This window comes from Bradyrhizobium macuxiense, from assembly GCF_001542415.1.
Taxonomy (GTDB): domain Bacteria; phylum Pseudomonadota; class Alphaproteobacteria; order Rhizobiales; family Xanthobacteraceae; genus Bradyrhizobium; species Bradyrhizobium macuxiense.
In genome coordinates this window covers 205,655-223,613 of the sequence record NZ_LNCU01000034.1, presented here as the reverse complement: position 1 = coordinate 223,613, position 17,959 = coordinate 205,655, and the positions used below count along the sequence as shown (strand labels likewise).

The 17,959-nt window shown below is 64.2% G+C and carries 14 protein-coding genes; 5 read left to right on the top strand and 9 right to left on the bottom strand.

Annotated elements, in window-relative coordinates; all coding sequences use genetic code 11:
* Positions 1–58: 58 nt before the first annotated feature.
* Entirely contained in the window at positions 59–496 is a 438-nt protein-coding gene (locus AS156_RS09050; protein ID WP_066502848.1) for a hypothetical protein, read from the bottom strand.
* Positions 497–1,709: 1,213 nt separating this feature from the next.
* Here AS156_RS09050 and AS156_RS44130 point away from each other — a divergent pair.
* Positions 1,710–2,651, top strand: coding sequence for a peptidoglycan-binding domain-containing protein (locus tag AS156_RS44130; RefSeq protein WP_245312637.1), 942 nt, complete (start codon positions 1,710–1,712; stop codon positions 2,649–2,651).
* 152 nt (positions 2,652–2,803) lie between these two features.
* Here AS156_RS44130 and AS156_RS09040 read toward each other — a convergent pair whose 3' ends face one another.
* Positions 2,804–4,009 carry a cyanate transporter gene (locus AS156_RS09040; protein ID WP_066502843.1) on the bottom strand — a complete coding sequence of 402 codons (1,206 nt, stop codon included), beginning with the start codon at positions 4,007–4,009 and terminating at the stop codon, positions 2,804–2,806.
* 4 nt (positions 4,010–4,013) lie between these two features.
* A complete protein-coding gene (locus AS156_RS09035) occupies positions 4,014–4,487 on the bottom strand; it encodes a nucleoside deaminase (protein ID WP_066502957.1) in 474 nt (157 codons plus the stop codon).
* Between the two features lie 142 nt (positions 4,488–4,629).
* Here AS156_RS09035 and AS156_RS09030 point away from each other — a divergent pair, with 142 nt between their 5' ends.
* Positions 4,630–5,472: a LysR family transcriptional regulator gene (locus AS156_RS09030; protein WP_066502841.1), complete on the top strand. Its 843-nt coding sequence runs from the start codon at positions 4,630–4,632 to the stop codon at positions 5,470–5,472.
* A gap of 147 nt (positions 5,473–5,619) precedes the next feature.
* Here AS156_RS09030 and AS156_RS09025 read toward each other — a convergent pair whose 3' ends face one another.
* From AS156_RS09025 to AS156_RS09000, 6 genes are all read right to left on the bottom strand, one after another.
* The gene (locus tag AS156_RS09025) at positions 5,620–6,315 is read right to left on the bottom strand and encodes an ABC transporter ATP-binding protein (protein WP_066502839.1); all 696 of its coding nucleotides are present in this window, start codon (positions 6,313–6,315) and stop codon (positions 5,620–5,622) included.
* Positions 6,315–7,064 (bottom strand): ABC transporter ATP-binding protein, encoded by a 750-nt coding sequence (locus AS156_RS09020; RefSeq protein WP_066502834.1) that lies wholly within the window; start codon positions 7,062–7,064, stop codon positions 6,315–6,317. The genes AS156_RS09025 and AS156_RS09020 overlap by 1 nt, the downstream gene beginning before the upstream one ends.
* Complete coding sequence (locus AS156_RS09015) at positions 7,061–8,365, bottom strand: branched-chain amino acid ABC transporter permease (RefSeq protein ID WP_066502830.1); 1,305 nt, start codon at positions 8,363–8,365, stop codon at positions 7,061–7,063. Before AS156_RS09015 ends, AS156_RS09020 begins: the two co-directional genes overlap by 4 nt.
* Positions 8,362–9,309, bottom strand: a complete 948-nt coding sequence (locus tag AS156_RS09010) for a branched-chain amino acid ABC transporter permease (RefSeq protein ID WP_066502828.1) — start codon at positions 9,307–9,309, stop codon at positions 8,362–8,364. Before AS156_RS09010 ends, AS156_RS09015 begins: the two co-directional genes overlap by 4 nt.
* Positions 9,310–9,433: 124 nt before the next feature.
* On the bottom strand, positions 9,434–10,669 hold the full coding sequence (locus tag AS156_RS09005) for a branched-chain amino acid ABC transporter substrate-binding protein (protein WP_066502954.1): 1,236 nt from the start codon (positions 10,667–10,669) through the stop codon (positions 9,434–9,436).
* Between the two features lie 417 nt (positions 10,670–11,086).
* Complete coding sequence (locus AS156_RS09000) at positions 11,087–12,310, bottom strand: TetR/AcrR family transcriptional regulator (protein WP_136626096.1); 1,224 nt, start codon at positions 12,308–12,310, stop codon at positions 11,087–11,089.
* Positions 12,311–12,505: 195 nt separating this feature from the next.
* On the opposite strand from AS156_RS09000, the gene AS156_RS08995 reads away from it, so the two are divergent.
* From AS156_RS08995 to AS156_RS44125, 3 genes are all read left to right on the top strand, one after another.
* On the top strand, positions 12,506–13,570 hold the full coding sequence (locus AS156_RS08995; protein WP_066502823.1) for a ketopantoate reductase family protein: 1,065 nt from the start codon (positions 12,506–12,508) through the stop codon (positions 13,568–13,570).
* A gap of 922 nt (positions 13,571–14,492) precedes the next feature.
* The gene (locus tag AS156_RS08990) at positions 14,493–15,524 is read left to right on the top strand and encodes an AraC family transcriptional regulator (protein ID WP_066502812.1); all 1,032 of its coding nucleotides are present in this window, start codon (positions 14,493–14,495) and stop codon (positions 15,522–15,524) included.
* Positions 15,525–15,872: 348 nt separating this feature from the next.
* Positions 15,873–17,959 (top strand): YadA family autotransporter adhesin (locus AS156_RS44125; RefSeq protein WP_430641785.1); only part of this gene is annotated, 2,087 nt, incomplete at its 3' end.

Below are 17,959 nucleotides of genomic sequence, written 5' to 3'. Positions count from 1 at the left end.
CGCGTTACTGAAACCTCAAGAGGGAAGCCCGCGTGGATGCGCGGGCTTCCGCTCGACCTCACCAGTGACGATACGAGCGCGGGTAGCCGCCCCTGTAGTAGGCGAATGCCGGTCTGACCACGTGACGATAGCTGTAGCCATAATAGGCCGGACGATAGCGGTCGCCGTAATAGGCCGGCCTATAGCCCGAATAGTATGTCGTGGTGGATGCGCCCCAACGATACGGCGCGGCACCGTAGCCGTAATCGTACCCATAGTCGCCGTAATAAGCGGGCGCGTAGTCTGCAGGTGCGTAGCCATAATAGCCGTACCCAGGACCGTAGTCGTACCCGTAGCTATAGGCTGATGAGGCGAGCCCGCCGACAACGGCGCCGGCGATCAATCCGCCTGCGAGTGCGGGCCCGAACCCGTCGCGTGCTTCAGCGGGCGCCGGCGACGCGATTGTGCTCACGGCGAGCCCGCCGATCGTTGTAAGGACAAGGGCTGTCTTCTTCATAAGATACTCCTGGCTGGTGATTGCCTGCCACAATCAACCGGGCAGAATGACATTGGTTGCGAATCGCAGCGCGCCGACAGGGACAGGAAGCGCTCTCGCCAGATCGAGCTTGTAAGGAGAGCTTGAGCAAGAGCCGAGCGCATCTCCGCACCCGCTGAAGAGCGCAGCGGCTCAGCCGAACGCAACTTGTTCCGCCTCCGTCGCCCGCGTCGGAAATGATCTGCGCATCCGCGTCGAGCGTGATCAAGTCGGCTAAATTCGAACTCGATCCCCAATCGGAAAAGGTGGCGATTGTTCCTGAGACGGCACCCGGCATCAAGCTGCCGCGCCGATGATTCTGCAGGTGTTCCCGGAGGCGCCAAATGTCGCGTCGAGGCCGCGTTTTGGAACGACGCCGACGGCACCGCTGTTTTCTAGCAAGGCAGTTCACCGGTGAGCCGCGCGCACGCCTGTGCCGGGTATCTCGCCGGGTCTTGTTGGAGCGCGGCTGCGGCGAAGGCAGCGCGGGCGATTGGCGTCTGCAAACGAAGCAGCCGCCAAACTTCAGGAGGGATCGGCAATGCAGAGTATGAAGAGCAAGTTTCTGTTGACGACAGCCGTGCTGTTGGCCGGCGTCAGTCTCGCATCGGCGCAAGGCATGCGGGAAGGTGGCGGTATGGGCGGGGGCATGAGCGCCGGAACGGGCGGTAGCGAACGTGGAACATCCGCGAGCCCTTCAGCCGGACGTTCCGGCGGCGGCGCAATCCGTGGAAGCCCTTCGGGTGCGACGCGCAGCGAAGGCCTGACGGAAGGCCGGGGACAGGGTATGAGAGAGGGAGGACGAGCAGAAGGCCAAACCCAGATGGGCCGCGGCGCAGCCGAGCGCGGCGGACGCACGCAGGGCCAGACCACCGGGCAGGCCAAGGACGGCGGCCGAGCGGTGGAGAGGGGCGAGCGGCAGAGTCAGCGCGGTCAGAGCCGGCAACAGGAGACCGTCGGACAGAGCCGAAACGAGCCCCAGCAGACCGGTCGATCTCAATCCGGCGAACGTGGTAGCACCACAACGCGGCAAAGCCAGCGGCAGCCGGAGAATCGCAGCGGTACCGCGAACCGGAGTCAGAACACCACCACAGGCCAGAGCAAGGGACCGAGCGTAACGACAGGTCAGAGCACGCGAGCCGGCCAGAGCGCGGCTGGTGCGGCCACCCAACAGCCTGGTACAGCGCAAGGCCGGATGAACTCTGGGCAGACCACCGGGCAAGCCGGTACAACCGCGCCGACCCAATCGAACGCGGTGGTCCAGACCGAGGCCGGGCGCACCGTGACGGCGCAACAGCAAAGCACGATTCAGCGCTCCGTGTTGTCAGCACGCAACGCGCCGCGCGTGAACGTCGACACGATCAACTTCGCGGTTAATCGTGGCGTGGTGGTGCCCTCGAGATTCCGCGCTGTGTCGGTCGTTGCTTTCCCGGCGCTGATCGACGCGTTCCCGGAATATCGCGACGACAGCTTCTTCGTTGTCGAGGATGAAGTCGTGTTCCTCGATCGAGACCGCCGGGTTGTCGACGTGGTTCCTGTCGGGCCGCGGACGCGCTTCAGCCATCGCGGCAGCAGCAGTAGCGTTGCGACCATGGACCTGAGCCCGCAGCAGATCCGGGAGGTTCAGCAGGTGCTGATCGAGCGCGGCCTGCTCGTCGGCGAGGCTGACGGCGTGCTCGGGTCTCGGACCCGCGAGGCGCTGATCACATTCCAGCGTCGGCAGGGGATCGCGACGAGCGGTAGCGTCGATACGCGTACGGTCGCCGCGCTGGGTCTATCGGACAGGATCGGTCAGGGCGCGGGGCAAGAGCCGTCGACGGTCGGCCAGGGCCGCGCTCCGCAGCAGCCTGCCCAGCAGAACACGACTGGACAAACAACGGGCCAGACGAAGCCGCCACAGAACGGCCCGAGCGGAACTCAGCCGCCCGCTCAGCAGCAGTCCCCGCAGCAGAACACGACGGGACAGGCCGCTTCGCAGAACCAGTCCACCGTCGGTCAGGGCGGCACCCGGCCAGGCGGAGGAGAGAAAGCGCAGCCCGGCCAGCCGGGCCAGAACAGCGCTCCGCCTCCATCAAGCTCAGGCCAGGGCGCGCCGATGCCGGAACAAAACCCCGGCCGGAATTCGACCGGCAGATAGGATAGGATGTTCGAACATGAGCCCCGCTGCGGAGCGGGGCTCATGCTGAGCTCAAGATATCGGAGCAGCGCGCTGCAGGTGGTCAGCATCTGCTTCTCGCCGCCCGATACGCGCCGGGCGGGACGGCGCGTCGCAGCGCGCGGTCTCTCATTTCAGATGTCGGCGCGGGCGGCGGCTGCGATCTTCATCACCCTTGCGTAGCTGTGCGGAGCAAAACGCAGACTCAGGATCGCGACCGATGCCGCACATCCAAGGTGCATCAGCCAGCCCGCGGTGAAGCCGCCGCTCGCATCGTGCAGGACCGCAACCAGCCAGGGCGGGATAGCGGCGATGAGAAAGCCGCCCTGCATCAGCGCCGAAAGCGCGCCGGCGTGAGCGGGGTGCTCGAAGTGATCGAGCGCGACCACCATGAAAAGGGGGAAGCAGCCGCCGAGCCCGGCGCCGACCAGCGCGGCCCAGCCGAGCGGTGAGGTCAACGGCGCCAGTGCCAATCCGGCGAAGCCTGCGATCTGCATCATCAGCGTCAGCCAGATCCACAGCCGGCGATCCTCGCTGCGCGAGGCCAGCACAGGGATCGATACGGCGGCGATGGCCTGACAGGTCGCCATCGTCGCGAGCACGCTACCGCTCGCAGCAGCCGTCCAGCCGAGCGATTGATAGTACGGCGCAAGCCAGGCGATGACGGAGGAGTAGCCGCCATTCATCAGACCGAAGCCCAGGATAAGAAGCCAGGTCCGCGGCCGGCGGAGCAGTACGGCGACAGGGATGCCGGCGCTGGACGTCGAACGGTCGTGTGGTAGCACCATCCATGACACCACGACCGCGGCAAGCGCCGGAATGGTGGTCCATGCCAGACCGAGTTGCCAGCTTCCGGTTGTTTCGGCCACGGCGGGCCCGATTTGCGCACCGAGGGCTCCACCGGCCATCAGCATGGAGGAATAGAGGCCCATCACCGCCGCCACATGACGCGGGAAGTAGGCCTTGATGATCCCGGGGAATGTGGCCTGGATGATCGATACGCCGAGGCCGCACAGCGCGGCTGTGGCGATCAGGGCAATACCGCTCATCGGCACAAGACGCAGCGCCGATGCGAGCGTCAGGATCACGAGGGCTCCGATCACGGCCGAACGCGCGCCGACAGTCGCCTGCAAGCGCGAGCCGGTAAGGGCAAGCAGCCCCATCAACACCATCGGCACGAGCGTGAACAGCGACATGCTCTGAAAGCCGAGGCCTGTCGCATCTCGAATGTCCGTCGCGAGCGGTCCGACGACCGTGAGGAACGGCCGCAGATTCATCCCCACGAGGATGACGACCGAGAGCAGCAGGGCAGTGGACGGGATGCGGCTTTGCTTCGCCATGAGCCTATGCCTGGGCGTCCTGTTGCCGCTTCCATTCGGCATAAAGGTCAGGCGCGGAATTGAGCCGCACCGGGACGTGGCGGATCCGCATGGTCTGCTCGGCGAACGGCTTGGCCAGGTCGGCGTAGATCGCTGCCGTCGATAATCCGAAAGGAGCGCCATCCTCGTTGGAGTAGGCGTAGGTGACGTCGCCGATGCCGGCGAGCCGCATCGCGGCCATGCACATCGGGCAGGGATGGCCGCTGGCGTAAACCGAGCACCCTTCGAGATTCGCCGATCCCAGCTTTCGGCTGGCACCGCGAATCGCGGTCAGTTCGGCATGAGCGGTCGGATCGTTGGTCTTCAGGATCTCGTTGACGCCAAGCGCGATGATCTTGCCATCCTTCACGACGACGGCGCCGAACGGCCGTCCGCCGTCCTTCAGATTGCGGTGTGCAAGTTCGATGGCTTCGCAAAGGAAGCGCTCATTGTCGCTCATCGTGTTCTCCCGGTTGCGCGACGCCAAAGCGGCTTTTCCGAATTTCTAATGCGGCGGCGCAACATTTGGAAATTAGATGCATTGATATAGATTATCCAATATCTGAATGTGCCGGCGGAACCCCTTCCACCCTGGACTCGCGATGCTCGACCCCCGCCTGCTCCGCTCCTTTGTTGCGATCGCCGACGCGGGCAGTTTCACCCAGGCCGCCGAGCGTCTGAACATGACCCAGTCCACGATCAGCCAGCAGCTCGGGCGGCTGGAGGAACACATTGGTCGCGAATTGATCGATCGCGTCGCGCGCCCGGTGCAACCGACGGCGACCGGCGAGCGCCTGCTGGGTTACGCAAGGCGCATCCTGGATCTGCAGCGCGAGGCTACAACGGTCCTCAGCGATCCCGCGGGGACGACGACGATTCACATCGGGGTGCCGGAAGATCTTGTCTCGAGCGCCATGGCGCGGGTGTTTGCGAACTTCGCCAAGGACCACCGTGAAATCCGGCTTGATGTGGTTGCCGGGCTGAGCCGCGATTTGACCAAGCGCTACCGTGCCGGCGAATTCGACATCGTCATCGTCAAGGAGGCGAGCCCGGCCCCGGATCACAAGGCGAGCTATCCCGAAGCCATGGGGTGGTTCGAGAGCGCCCGTCACGCGGTGAAGTGGCCCAATCCGCTTCCACTGGTGACGTTTCCGCCGGGCGGCCTGTATCGCGAGGCGATGTTCGAGCGGATCGAGCGCGAGCGGCGCACCTGGTACATCGCGTTCTCCGGCAGCAGCCTGCATAACGTCCTGACCGCGGTCGAAGCAGGCGTCGGCCTAACGCTGCTGCCGCTCGCCAGCACGCCGCGCTACAAGGTTCGTCCCTATCAGGCGTTCGGGCAGGAGCCGGCGATGGTGGTTTCGGTCTACTCGTGGGAATCAGCCGGGCCGATCGCCGAGCTCGTTCGCGGGATGAGCGTCGCGCTGGCCGAACGTTTCGCCTGAAGCGCGATCGCCTTTCAGGCCTGACGATGTGTTGGCACCATCGGCGCCTGGCGTCCCGGGAACAGCCTTGATTAGCGGCTTAGGCGCTGCGGAGAGCTGCCGCCGTTACGGGCCGCGTAACTAGTCCAAGCCTATCGGCGCCGCGCCTTACACCTCGAGCCATTCCTCGCGAATGGCGGCGTTGTTCTTGAGCTGGCCGGGTGTGCCTTCGAACACGACGCGGCCGTGGCCCATGATGTAGACGCGGTTCGAGATCTTCATCGCGATCGACAGTTTCTGCTCGACCAGCAGGATGGCGACGCCGGCTTTCGCGATCCGTGCAATGAGGTCGCCGACCTGCTGCACGATCAGCGGCGCCAGTCCTTCGGTCGGCTCGTCGATCATCATCAGCTCAGGATCGCCGAGCAGCGTGCGGCAGGTGGTCAGCATCTGCTTCTCGCCGCCCGACAAAACGCCGGCCGGTGTGTCGGCGCGGCGGGCGAGGTTAGGGAACATCTCGAGCATGTCGTCGAGCCGCCACTTGCCGGGGCGGCGCGGATACTTGATGCCGAGGATGAGGTTCTGTCGGACCGTCAGGCCCGGGAAGATGTCGCGATGCTCGGGCACATAGCCGAGGCCGAGGCGGGCGATCTTGTGGCTCGGCAGGCCGACGATATCCTGGCCCTTGAAGCGGATCGTGCCCTGCGGCGGCACCTCGCCCATGATCGCCTTGACGGTGGTGGAGCGGCCGACGCCGTTACGCCCCAACAGGCTCACGACCTCGCCGGCGGCGATGTCGAGATCGACGCCCTGCAGGATGTGGCTCTTGCCGTAGTAGGCGTGAAGATTCCTGACCTCGAGCATCAGTCGACCTCCTCGCCGAGATAGGCTTCCTTGACCTTCGGATTGCCGCGGATCTCGTCCGGCGTGCCTGATGCGATGATATTGCCGTACACCAGCACCGAGATGCGGTCGGCGAGGCCGAACACCACGCTCATGTCGTGCTCGACGATGACGAGCGTGCGGCCTTCGGTCAGGCGGCGGATCAGCGCGACGGCCCGATCGGTCTCGGCATGGCTCATGCCCGCGGTCGGTTCGTCCAGCATGATGACGCTGGCGCCGCTCGCAATGGTGATGCCGATCTCCAGCTCGCGCTGCTCGGCATAGGTCAACAGTCCCGCCGGCACGTCGCGGCGATGGCTGAGATGGATGTCGTCGAGGATCTGTGCGGTGCGCTGCTTCACCTCGGGCAGGTGGTCGACATTCTTCCAGAACGCATAGCGATGACCGGTGGCCCACAGCACGGCGCAGCGGACGTTCTCCCACACCGTCATGCGGGCGAACACGTTGGTGACCTGGAACGAGCGCGACAGTCCGCGCCGATTGATCTCGAACGGCCGCAATCCGGAGATGACCTCGCCGTTGAGGCGAATCTCGCCCGAGGTCGGCTTGATGTGACCGCTGATCAGGTTGAAGGTCGTCGACTTGCCGGCGCCGTTCGGGCCGATGACGGCATGACGTTCACCTTGTGCGACATTCAGATTGAGGTCGCGGATGATGCCGACATTTCCGAAGCTCTTGTCGACGGCTTTGACTTCGATGGCGGCGGTCATGCGAGATACCCCCGATCACGGGCGACCGTCGCGGCGCGATCCCAGGCTTCGGCCACGCGCCGCCAGGTGACGCGCGCGATCAGGAAGCCGCCGACAACGAGCACTACCGCAACGGCCCAGGTGGTCGGCGCCGTCGCGACGAACGGAATGCCGACGAGATTGATGACGTTGCCTTCGCCCTCGCTCGCGGTGTAGCGCGCAACCGTCTCGATCGAGAGGATGATGCCGAGCACGAGCGCAAGCGTGGGGAGGGCGGCGACCAGATAGGACGGGATCACCGTGCCAAGCGTGCGCGCACGGATCAGCGGACGATGCTTCATCAGGATGCCGGCGATGCCGCCCGGCGCGAACATCACGATGCCAATGAAGATGATGCCGAAATAGAGCTGCCAGACCGAGGTGACGTTGGTCAGTCCGAGCTGCAGATAGGTCACCAGGATGGCGCCGAGGATCGGCCCGAAGAAATAGGCGGTGCCGCCGATGAAGGCGGCGAACAGCACCAAGCCGGATTGCGTCGCGCCGAGATAGGCCGAATTGGCGATCTCGAAATTGATCGCGGTGAGGCCGCCCGCGATGCCGGCGAAGAAGCCGGCGAACATGTAGGCGAAATAGCGCACCACGTGCGGATCGTAGCCGATGAACTCGACGCGCTCCGGATTATCGCGCACCGCATTGCAGATCCGCCCGAGCGGCGTGCGGGTCAGGGCGTACATCGCGATCGCCGAGATCATCACCCAGAATGCGATCAGGTAGTAGACCTGGAGCTGCGGCCCGAAGGTCCAGCCGAAGATGTGCGGCAGCGCGGTGCGATCGGTGGTGATGCCGGACTCGCCGCCGAACACGCTGCGCAGGATCAGCGACGACGAGGCGACCAGCTCGCCGATGCCGAGCGAGATCATCGCAAACACGGTGCCGGCGCGCTTGGTCATCACCCAGCCGACCAGCGTTGCGAAGGCAAGACCGCCGATGCCGCCGATCAAGGGAATGACGGGGAGCGGAATCGGCCAGTCGTAGCTCGCCACCGCATTCATCATGTGGACTGCGAGGAAGCCGCCGAGGCCGTACTGGACCGCGTGACCGAACGACAACAGCCCGGTCTGGCCGAGCAGGATGTTGTAGGACAGCGCAAAGATGATCGAGATGCCGATCAGGCTGAACGAGGTCAGCGAGCCGCCGGAGGAGAAGATCAAAGGCAGCACGACGAGCGCGACGGCTGCGATCAGCCAGATGCCGTAGAAGCTTAAGGTACCACCGGACTCGTCCTTGGTCGCGGCGGTGGCTGTTGTGACGGGATTGGTCATGATTCACGCGTCCCCAACAGGCCCATGGGGCGGAAGATCAGGACCAGCACCAGCAGCACGTAAGGCAGGATCGGCGCTACTTGCGCGATCGTGACGTTCCAGATGTCGGTGAGGGGCGAGGGGCCGAGGCTCGGATCGAGCGGACCGAACACGCTGGCGAGCGAGCCGTTCAGTGCCACCGCGAAGGTCTGGATCAGCCCGATCAGCAGCGATGCGATGAAGGCGCCGGGTAGCGAGCCGAGGCCGCCGAACACGATGACGACGAACAGGATCGGCCCGAGCAGCGCCGCCATGTCGGATTGCGTCACCAGCGAAGGACCGGCGATGACGCCGGCGAGGCCGGCGAGCGCGCTGCCGACGCCGAACACCAGCATGAACACGCGCCCGACATTATGGCCGAGATGGCCGACCATGCTCGGATGCGTCAGCGCGGCCTGCACGATGAGGCCGACCCGGGTCCGCTTCAGCGTGATCAGCAGCGCCACGAAGATCACGACTGACACCACGAGCATGAAGATCTTGTAGGCCGGATAGTTGGTGGAGAACACGGTGAAGGCGGGAAAGTCGAGCGCCGCCGGGATCCGGTAATCCATCGGGCTCTTGCCCCAGATCATCGAGACGATCTCTTCGATCGCGAAGGCAAGCCCGAAGGTCAGCAGCAATTCGGCGACGTGTCCGTGCTTGTGGGTGTTGCGCAAGCCGTAGCGCTCGACAGCCATGCCGACCGCGCCGACCAGAAGCGGCGCCAGCACCAGCGCCGGCCAGAAGCCGATCCAGCGGGTCAGCTGGTAACCGAAAAACGCGCCCAGCATGTAGAAGCTGGCATGCGCGAAATTGAGCACGCCCATCATGCTGAAGATGACGGTCAGCCCGCTCGACAACAGGAACAACAGCATCCCGAACAGGATGCCGTTGAGTGTTGAAATGACGATCAACTCAGCCAAGGCACACTCGCTGAAGACACGAACGATTCACGTGAAGTGAGAAAGCGAACTCCGGAGGCATTGTCGCAGCCGGACGAGAACGCCCCGCGGCAGCATAGCCGCGGAGGCGTCGCGTTGCGGTCGATCAGGGCCGCTTCATCTTGCAGGTGGTCGGGACCGTCGCGTTCGCGGTCTCGATCTTGGAGACGAGATGCCAGCCCCAGCCGGTATTTTCCTCGTCGAACGGCTCCTTGGCCTTGTCGGCCAGCGTGCCGAACGAGGAGATGTAGATCGGCTGCAGGAACTGGTGATCGTCCTTGCGCATGATGCCCTCGCCACCGTCGAGCACCTCGTACTTCATGTCCTCGAGGGCGGCTGCGACCTTTACCGGATCGATCGAATTGGCCTTCTCGGCCGCCGCCTTGAACATCCGCATCTCGTTGACGGCGCGCGGATACCACAGCGACATGTTGGCCTTGGCACGGAAGTCCTTCTCGAGCTCCATCGCAGCCTTGTTGCCGGAGTTGGGGATGCCTTCGCTGATCTGGAACACCTGATGATCGAGGCCGGTCTGCTTGATCGCGGTCGGTCCGCCGGCGCCGCCGGCATAATAGGTGTACCAGTTGACCTTGAGGCCGGCGTCAGCCGCCGCCTTCAACAGCAGCGCGAAGTCCTGTCCCCAGTTGCCGGTCACGACAGTGTCGGCGCCGGACGCCTTGATCTTGGCGATGTAGGGCGAGAAGTCGGTGACCTTGAGCATCGGGTGCAATTCGTCGCCCACGATCTGGATGTCAGGTCGCTTTTCGCCCAGCATCTTGCGCGCCTCAGTGCGCACCGACTGGCCGAACGAATAGTCCATGTTGATCAGATAGACTTTCTTGATGGACGGCTGGCCCTTCATGTAGTTGGTCAGCGCCTCCATCTTGATGTCCGAGTTCGCATCCCAGCGGAAGTGCCAGTAGCTGCACTTCTCGTTGGTCATGCTCGGATCGACCGCGGCGTAGTTGAAGTAGAGCACTTCCTTGCCGGGATTGCGGGAGTTGTTCTTGGTGACGAAATCTTCCAGCGCGGCGCCGACCGACGAGCCGTTGCCCTGGGTGAGGTAGTGGATGCCGGCGTCGACCGCCTTCTGCGCCTGGACCAGGCTTTCCTGCGGATTGGTCTTGTTGTCCATCGGCACGATCTCGACCTTGTGGCCGAGGATCCCGCCCTTGGCGTTCAACTCATCAGCCAGGTACTGGAAGGTCTTGAGGCCGCCTTCACCGACGCTCGCGCCGCCGCCGGAGAGCGGATCGATGTAGCCGATCTTCAGGGAGTCCTGCGCGGAGGCCGTTCCCCCCAACATCGCCAGTGCTGCGGCGGCAACGATCAGTCTATGCATCCTGCTATCTCCCTTGCTCATTTTCTTGATCTTCAGCGATCGAAGCCGTCTCATAACCTCAATTGCCGAGCCTTCGCAACTTGCGCTTTGAATTCTGCGTCAAGTTTTAGCAGGAGGTACCATGATGTTATAGGCTATATGTCGAGGAGAACCGGGGAGATCCGAGGCGATTTTGAACCGTAAGTAAACTTTTGGATGAGGGGGCGAGCGTTCGCTGGTTCACCATTTGGAACCGACTTCGTCCGAGGCCCTAACCTCCCCTTGAAAACTTGAAAAGGGGAGGTCGCTTCGCTCTTCAGAGCGAAGCGGGTGGGGATCGGCTCTCTCCGCATACAGCATCGCCCGCGGTTGCCCCCATCCCGGCCTTTCCCCTTTCAGGGGGAAGGAGAAGATACGCGATCGCTACATCGGCATGATCTAGGCCGGATGCCGGCGCGGCTTGAGGCCCAACAGAAACAGTCGCGCGAAATGGTCGGCAATCTCTGTTGCAGACCAGTCGCGCTTGGTTTTGAACCAGATCGGATACCAATGGCCCATTCCGGTGAGAATACGTTCCGCGAAGTACGTATCGATGCGGCGGAAGCGGCCCTCGTCGATCCAACGCTGGTAGCTGTTCTGGTCTTGCCGGATCGTGGCCAGCACCTCACCGACGTAGGCCTTTCGATCAGCGTCGTTGAGATAGTTGATGTTGTGATAGGTCGTCTTTGGGCCGCAGGGGGTGTCGTGCAGCATCAACAGCAGGCGGATTCTCTGCACGATGTGTTCGAACGCTCCGAGGCTGTGCTCTTGCAGATGCTCGCGAATGCTGACCTCGCCGGCGAGCCCTCGTCGCAGGCAAGCCAGTAACAGGCTCTCTTTTTCGCTGAAGTGATAGTAGATGCCGGCACGCGTCATGCCTGCATCGGCAGCGATGCTCTCGAGCGACGTGCCCAGAGCTCCCCTGCGGTTGAAACTGTCCGAGGCGATCGAAAGCATCCTGTCGAACTTCGCGGCCCGCTTGTTCAAGTTCGCGCGAGCCTTGAGGAATGGGGCAAGGCTGAGCGGTTCAGGCATGTCGGGAATCGCGATCTCGCGCCGGTACACGCCGTGGGTGATGATGTCGTCGATGGCGTCGATCGCCTGTTGGCGCGTGTAGTAATCGCGCTCGGACAGCCAGAACGGAACCCAGTCCAGGATGGAGATGAGCGCCACCGCCGTGAGCAGCGGTTCGTCGCAGGCGATCGAGCCGTCTGCGACGCCCCGGTCGAGAATCTCCGCAAGCAGCGCGGCATTCTGCCAGCGCTTCTCATGGACTTCGTTGCTGTAGGGCGCAGCCAGCGCATCGATGTCGGTGAACAGGATCATGCGCTGACCCTCAGGTCTCAACCGGCCGCGCACGAAGCGCCTGATGATCTCGAGCCCATCGATGCCGGGCTCGGTCGCCGCTTCGATTTCGCGCCGATAGATGGCAAGGCCGCGCAGATAGCAGTGAAAGATCAGGCCTTCCTTGTCGCGAAAATGGTGGTACAGCGCGCCCGGCACCGCCCGAACCGCCGCTGCAACCTGCTCCATCGTCACATGGGCGTAGGAGTGGCGAGCAAACAGCCGGGACGCAGCGACAAGGATCTGTTCACCCCGATCTGTCAGCTCAGCGACTTGCAAGCTCCGGTGCCCTTCCTGATCGCGGAACGAATCCGCACCCGAGATAATCCCCTTGGCATCAGCTTGTCGATCTGCGATAGACGCTGGTATACCATACACCAGAGGATCTTCCTATCCGGTGGATGGTTTAGCGAGCTTCGTTCCGGGGATGCGGAACGGGCAATATCGACCTGGCATCGGGCTATTGGAGAGAGCATGGCGCGCAACATTCTGATCCTGGGGGCCTCTTACGGCTCCCTGCTTGGGACCAAGCTTCTGATGGCGGGGCACAACGTGACCCTGGTTTGCCGGGCGAAGACGGCGGAGCTGATCAATCGCGACGGCACCGAAGTGCGCATCAAGCTGCGCGACGAGCCGAACCACCGGTCGATCTTCTCGCGCGACCTGCCGGGCAAGCTGGATGCCGTCACGCCCGCCGATGTCGATCTGTCGCGCTACGACATGGTCGGCCTTGCGATGCAGGAGCCGCAATACACCAACCACACGGTTCGCGTTCTCATGATCAAGATCGCGGCGGCCAAGCTGCCGTGCCTGTCGATCATGAACATGCCGCCCTTGCCCTACCTGAAGCGGATCCCCGCGCTGGCCGGCATGGATCTCGAGGAGGCCTACACCAATGCGCAGGTGTGGGAGCGGTTCGAGCCGGGGCTGGTGACGCTGTGCTCGCCCGATCCGCAGGCCTTCCGCCCGCCGGAGGACGCCGCGAACGTGCTCCATGTCGGCCTGCCGACCAACTTCAAGGCCGCGGCCTTTGCCGACGACAAGCACAACAAGGTGCTGCGCGAGCTGGAAGCCGACATCGACGCGGTGACGCTGGACGGCCAGGATGTTCCGGTCAAGCTGAAGGTGTTCGACTCGCTGTTCGTCCCGCTGGCGAAATGGTCGATGCTCTTGACCGGCAACTACCGCTGCATCACGCCGGCGCAGCCGCAGTCGATCCGCGATGCCGTTCACGGCGATCTCAAGCGCTCGCAGGCAATCTACGACCACGTCGACGGCATCGCGCGCCAACTCGGCGCGGACCCTGCCGATCAGGTCCCGTTCGCGAAATATGCCAAGGCGGCGGAAAGCCTGCTCAAGCCGTCGTCGGCGGCCCGCGCGGTGGCCGCCGGCGCGCCGTTCATCGAGCGCGTCGACCTCCTGGTGAAGCTGATCGCGCATCAGCTTGGCACGCCCAGCGCCGAGATCGACCGTACGGTCGAGACCGTCGATCAGAAGCTCAACGAGAAGATCGTGCAGGGCGGCTCCGGCGCGCAGTGAGATCCGTGTCCGGCGTTGCCGGCACGTGAGGTGAGCTCGCTGATCAAGCTTTCTCCTCATGCCCGGCCTTGGGCCGGGCATCCACGTCTTGGCGAGAAAAAGACGTGGATGGCCGGGCATAGGCGAGCGGAAGCGACGCCATCCTTCGGACGACTACACCCGGCCATGACGAATGAGGCAATGTCTGCGCCGCAGTCGGTTCTCCTCGCGGTTGCATCGGTTCGGACCCCCACATCATTGTTGACGCGCGGTCTCCTGTCGCGGGTTCCTGCAAGTGGAACACGACGCTATAGAACTGACTTGCCTGACAACGGCTTGCGGGAAAAAACTTTCGCGCGCGAGTTCCGGATCCGCGCGATGGTGTGCGCGTCGATGACGATCAACGATCGAATTGTCTGCCGGTCGGATCAACCATAACGCGAATATGTCGTGTCGCGCGCGCGCGGCTGAGACCAATCACGCGCGATCCTTGATATGTCTTGTACCGTGCTTATGCGTTGTCCCTGCTGATCGCATGTGCAGTCCTGAAAATTTTCTGAAAGACTCCGTGACGATTTAAATGCTGGTGCGCGCCCAGAGCACACTTTGGATTTCTTCGTGCGCGCGTCATTGCTGCCTCTGGTTCTCGCGCGGATTGTTCTCTAAATCAGGTGAGCGGACTCGATGGCGAAGCTCTCGGGCCGCACACGGCAATGAGCACACAATGAAGAATGCCATGCATGAGCACGACTATCGCAGGAACCTGCGTCGGCGCCATCAGGAGCGGCCGGCCTAGCCAGGGCGATGCCTGCGTCCTCACATGCTGCTCACTTCGTCGACCTGACGTGCGCCTGCCTGTCGCAGGTCGGCAACGCCAACCCATGGGAATGCGCCTGCGCTGAGCCAACGTTCGTCGTTGGCGACAGCGTCGATTGAAAAATGCATGCAACGAGACGGTGACAGACTCGCGCGCGCGGCAAAGCTTCTTCAACAGGTTCCGCTTCCGCGCGCCCCCCGGGACATCAGGGACCGAACCCCGGCGCCGCCGCGGCTGTTCTCGACACGGCCCTATCCGCCGGCAGAGCAGTTCGATGTTTGGAACGCACGCATCGCTCCATGGCTCGATGTCGCGCTGCCGGAAGGCCGCAGCCCCGCGCAGGGCTTCGAGGTCGAATACGTCGCCTGCAATCTGAGTGAATTTGTGCTGTCGTCCGGGCGCTTCGCCGCACAAACATTCGCGCGCGCGTCCGCGACTTCGCACCGGGGGCCGGATGCCTGGGGCTTGTTCCGCGTGCGCTCCGGCGAAGTCTGGTTGGAGGCCAGTGGGCGGACGATTCACGCCGAGCCGGGCGCGATCTTTCTGATCTCGCTCGCCAACGATTTCCGCGGCCGCATCACCGATTATGACGGCCTGCTGCTTACTCTGCCGCGCAGTGCGTTCACAGGCGTTGCGGAGCAGCTCGACCGCGCCAGCAACCGCATCCTCTCCGGCAACCTGATCGGGCTTCTGGCCGATTACCTCGACACGCTCGTGGCGCGCCTGGTCGACATGTCGATCGACGAACTGCGGCAGGCGGGGCGGGCGACCGCGGAGATGATCGCCGCGTGTATCCAGCCGTCGCCGGATTGGAGCCAGGCGCGGCTTTCCATCGAATCGGTGCTGTTCGAACGCGCGCGCCTTTATATAGAGAGTCACCTCGGCGACTTCGACCTCACGCCGGACCGCGTGGCGCAGCAATTGCGGATCTCGCGCTCGAACCTCTACCGTGCATTTGAGAGCGTCGGCGGCGTCGCCGGTTACATCATGCGCAAGCGTCTGCAAGCCGCGCATGCCGAACTGGTCGCGAGCGCGGAGCGGCAGGTGCAGGAGATCGCCTATCGCCACGGCTTCAAGCTGGCATCGGATTTCACGCGTGCGTTTCGTCGCGAGTTCGGCGTCAGTCCGCGCGAGGCACGCGAACGCGCAAGGCGGTGATCAATCGCAAGTTGTATTGTTGTGTGGACGCTCTGCCGTGTGCCGTGCGGATCGTTCAACTTGTGAGACGATCTGCCATATATTTGGACGGCGTGCGGAGTGACGGCGACAAGATTGTGTCTATCCTTTTCATCATGAACGACTCGGGGCACCTTATGGGGCAGTCGAGCGAGCGCTGGGTGGCAAGATGCGCTCGCTGAATTCGACACGTTCTTGGCCAGGACCGGAAGGCAGGCGCGCATCACGCTGTCTTCCTCATTTTTCCACGTGCGTGGCCGGCGGGCCCGCATTGGGTCCATGGCGCAGCATCCCCGACGTCTGGGCAAGATCTCACGAAGGGGGCGCACCATGGCTGTCGCACGCAACTCAAACGCATCGCTGAGATCGCAGGGCTTCGTTCGGAGCTGGATCGCATCAGGCGATGCGGGTAGCCGTTCGTTGCGGCGCCGGTTGCTGGCGGTGTTGCGACAGGCGCACCGGAGGCTCGGTGTGAAACGCGACCGGCTCGGGCTCGGTCCGCTCGGTGCCGGCGGGGCGGTCGGTGCGCTGCTTGTCGTGATGGGGATCATGGCCCCGCAGGCGGCGTTCGCGCAGGTCGCCATCGGCAACGGGGTTTACAGCAACCCTGCCAATTGCACCAATCCCAGTGCGGCGACTTCCGGTAGCACTGCTTTGGGTTGTGGTGCCAACGCCGCCGGTGCCAGTTCAACCGCCATTGGCTGGGGCACCACCGCAAATGGCCAGAACTCCCTGGCAGTCGGCGACGCGAACAGCGCAACCGGCGATGGTTCGATCATCGTGGGTTATGCCAACTCCGTGAACGGACTCAATGCGATCGGTATGGGCGTCTTTGCCAACGCGATCGGCACCAACGCCCTCGCCATAGGCGGGAACGCGCACGCCAACGGGGAAGGATCGAGCGCCTTCGGCGTCAACACTTCCGCAAATGGCGGAGGCGCGACCGCCATCGGCAACGGCGCCAGCGCCACTGGCTTTGGTGTGATGGCGATGGGATTAAGCGCCGCGGCGTCATCATCAAACGGTGCAGCCATGGCCTTGGGGTCCGGCGCCAAGGCAATCGCTGGGACGGGCGGTGGCTCCCCGATTGCCATCGGCGTGAATGCTAATGCCAGCGGGACCGCTCCTGCCGGCTTCACATACGAAGCCGTTGCGCTCGGTACGGCCTCAACCGCCACGGGGGCGTGGTCGACCAGCGTCGGTTCGACTTCATCCGCAACGGGGACGGGAGCCAGCGCCCTGGGAACGTCCGCAGCCGCGACGGGAAACCAGTCGACGGCAATCGGCAACGGCGCGACTGCTTCCAATGTCGGGACAGCAGCCGTGGGATACCTTGCCAACGCCTCCGGCACCAACACCCTGGCGCTGGGCATCAACACCGTCGCGTCGGGTGGAAGCTCGATGGCCCTTGGTAACGCCGCCCAAGCGGCGGGCGAATTCGGGATCGCGCAGGGTTTCTTCGCGAAGGCGCAGGGACAAGCCGCGGTTGCCGTTGGCTCGACCTCCGTGGCATCGGGCGATTTCGGCGTTGCCCTGGGTAATCAGGCGCAGGCGCTGGCGGCCGGCGGCACGGTTGCGATCGGATCGGGCGCCATCGTCGCCAACGCAGGCACCAGTGGTGTCGCGGTCGGCAACAACGCCGCATCAAACGGCGCTTATTCGATCGCGACCGGCGCCGGGAGCAACGCCGGCGGTGCCAACTCCGTTGCCATTGGCTCCGGAAATGGCATCGTCTCGGGCGCGCAGGCGACGGCCAACAATGCCATCGCCGTCGGCTTCCAGTCGAATGCCAGCGCAGCGAGCGCCATCGCGGTCGGCAACAACGCCGTCGCCAATTCAGCCAATTCCGTCGCGATGGGCACCAATGCGACGGCGACCGGCGGCCAGGCGGTCGCGATCGGCGCAGGCAACGTCGCCAACGGCAACGGCGCGGTCGCGCTCGGCGATCCCAGCACGGCGACCGGCAACGGCGCAATTGCGAGCGGCCTGAACAACACGGCGACCGGCGACGGCACGGTCGCGATGGGCAATACCAACATGGTGGGCGGCGGCGGCCAGGCCGTCGGCACCGCCGGCACGCCGGCGCAGGGTGCGGTCGGCATCGGTTATCAGAACACCGTCATCGGCCAGGGCGCGGTGGGCATTGGCGACCGCAACACAGCCAACGGCGCGAGCGCCATCGCGATGGGCAGCCAGGCCAACGCCTCGGCCGCGAACGCGATTGCGCTCGGCGCCGGTGCGACCGTCACGAACGCCGGCTCCGTCGCACTCGGCTCCGGCAGCGTCACCGCCGCGGCGGTCGGCACGCCGAACACGGTGATCAACGGCACGACCTACACGTTTGCCGGCACTCCCACCCCGACCTCGACCGTCAGCGTCGGTGCGCTCGGCGCCGAGCGCACCATCACCAACGTTGC

Bases quoted from the DNA above. Each gene is read 5' to 3' on its own strand.
- AS156_RS09050 (WP_066502848.1), bottom strand. From the start codon at position 496: ATGAAGAAGACAGCCCTTGTCCTTACAACGATCGGCGGGCTCGCCGTG.
- AS156_RS44130 (WP_245312637.1), top strand. From the start codon at position 1,710: ATGAACTCTGGGCAGACCACCGGGCAAGCCGGTACAACCGCGCCGACC.
- AS156_RS09040 (WP_066502843.1), bottom strand. From the start codon at position 4,009: ATGGCGAAGCAAAGCCGCATCCCGTCCACTGCCCTGCTGCTCTCGGTC.
- AS156_RS09035 (WP_066502957.1), bottom strand. From the start codon at position 4,487: ATGAGCGACAATGAGCGCTTCCTTTGCGAAGCCATCGAACTTGCACAC.
- AS156_RS09030 (WP_066502841.1), top strand. From the start codon at position 4,630: ATGCTCGACCCCCGCCTGCTCCGCTCCTTTGTTGCGATCGCCGACGCG.
- AS156_RS09025 (WP_066502839.1), bottom strand. From the start codon at position 6,315: ATGCTCGAGGTCAGGAATCTTCACGCCTACTACGGCAAGAGCCACATC.
- AS156_RS09020 (WP_066502834.1), bottom strand. From the start codon at position 7,064: ATGACCGCCGCCATCGAAGTCAAAGCCGTCGACAAGAGCTTCGGAAAT.
- AS156_RS09015 (WP_066502830.1), bottom strand. From the start codon at position 8,365: ATGACCAATCCCGTCACAACAGCCACCGCCGCGACCAAGGACGAGTCC.
- AS156_RS09005 (WP_066502954.1), bottom strand. From the start codon at position 10,669: ATGCATAGACTGATCGTTGCCGCCGCAGCACTGGCGATGTTGGGGGGA.
- AS156_RS08995 (WP_066502823.1), top strand. From the start codon at position 12,506: ATGGCGCGCAACATTCTGATCCTGGGGGCCTCTTACGGCTCCCTGCTT.
- AS156_RS08990 (WP_066502812.1), top strand. From the start codon at position 14,493: ATGCAACGAGACGGTGACAGACTCGCGCGCGCGGCAAAGCTTCTTCAA.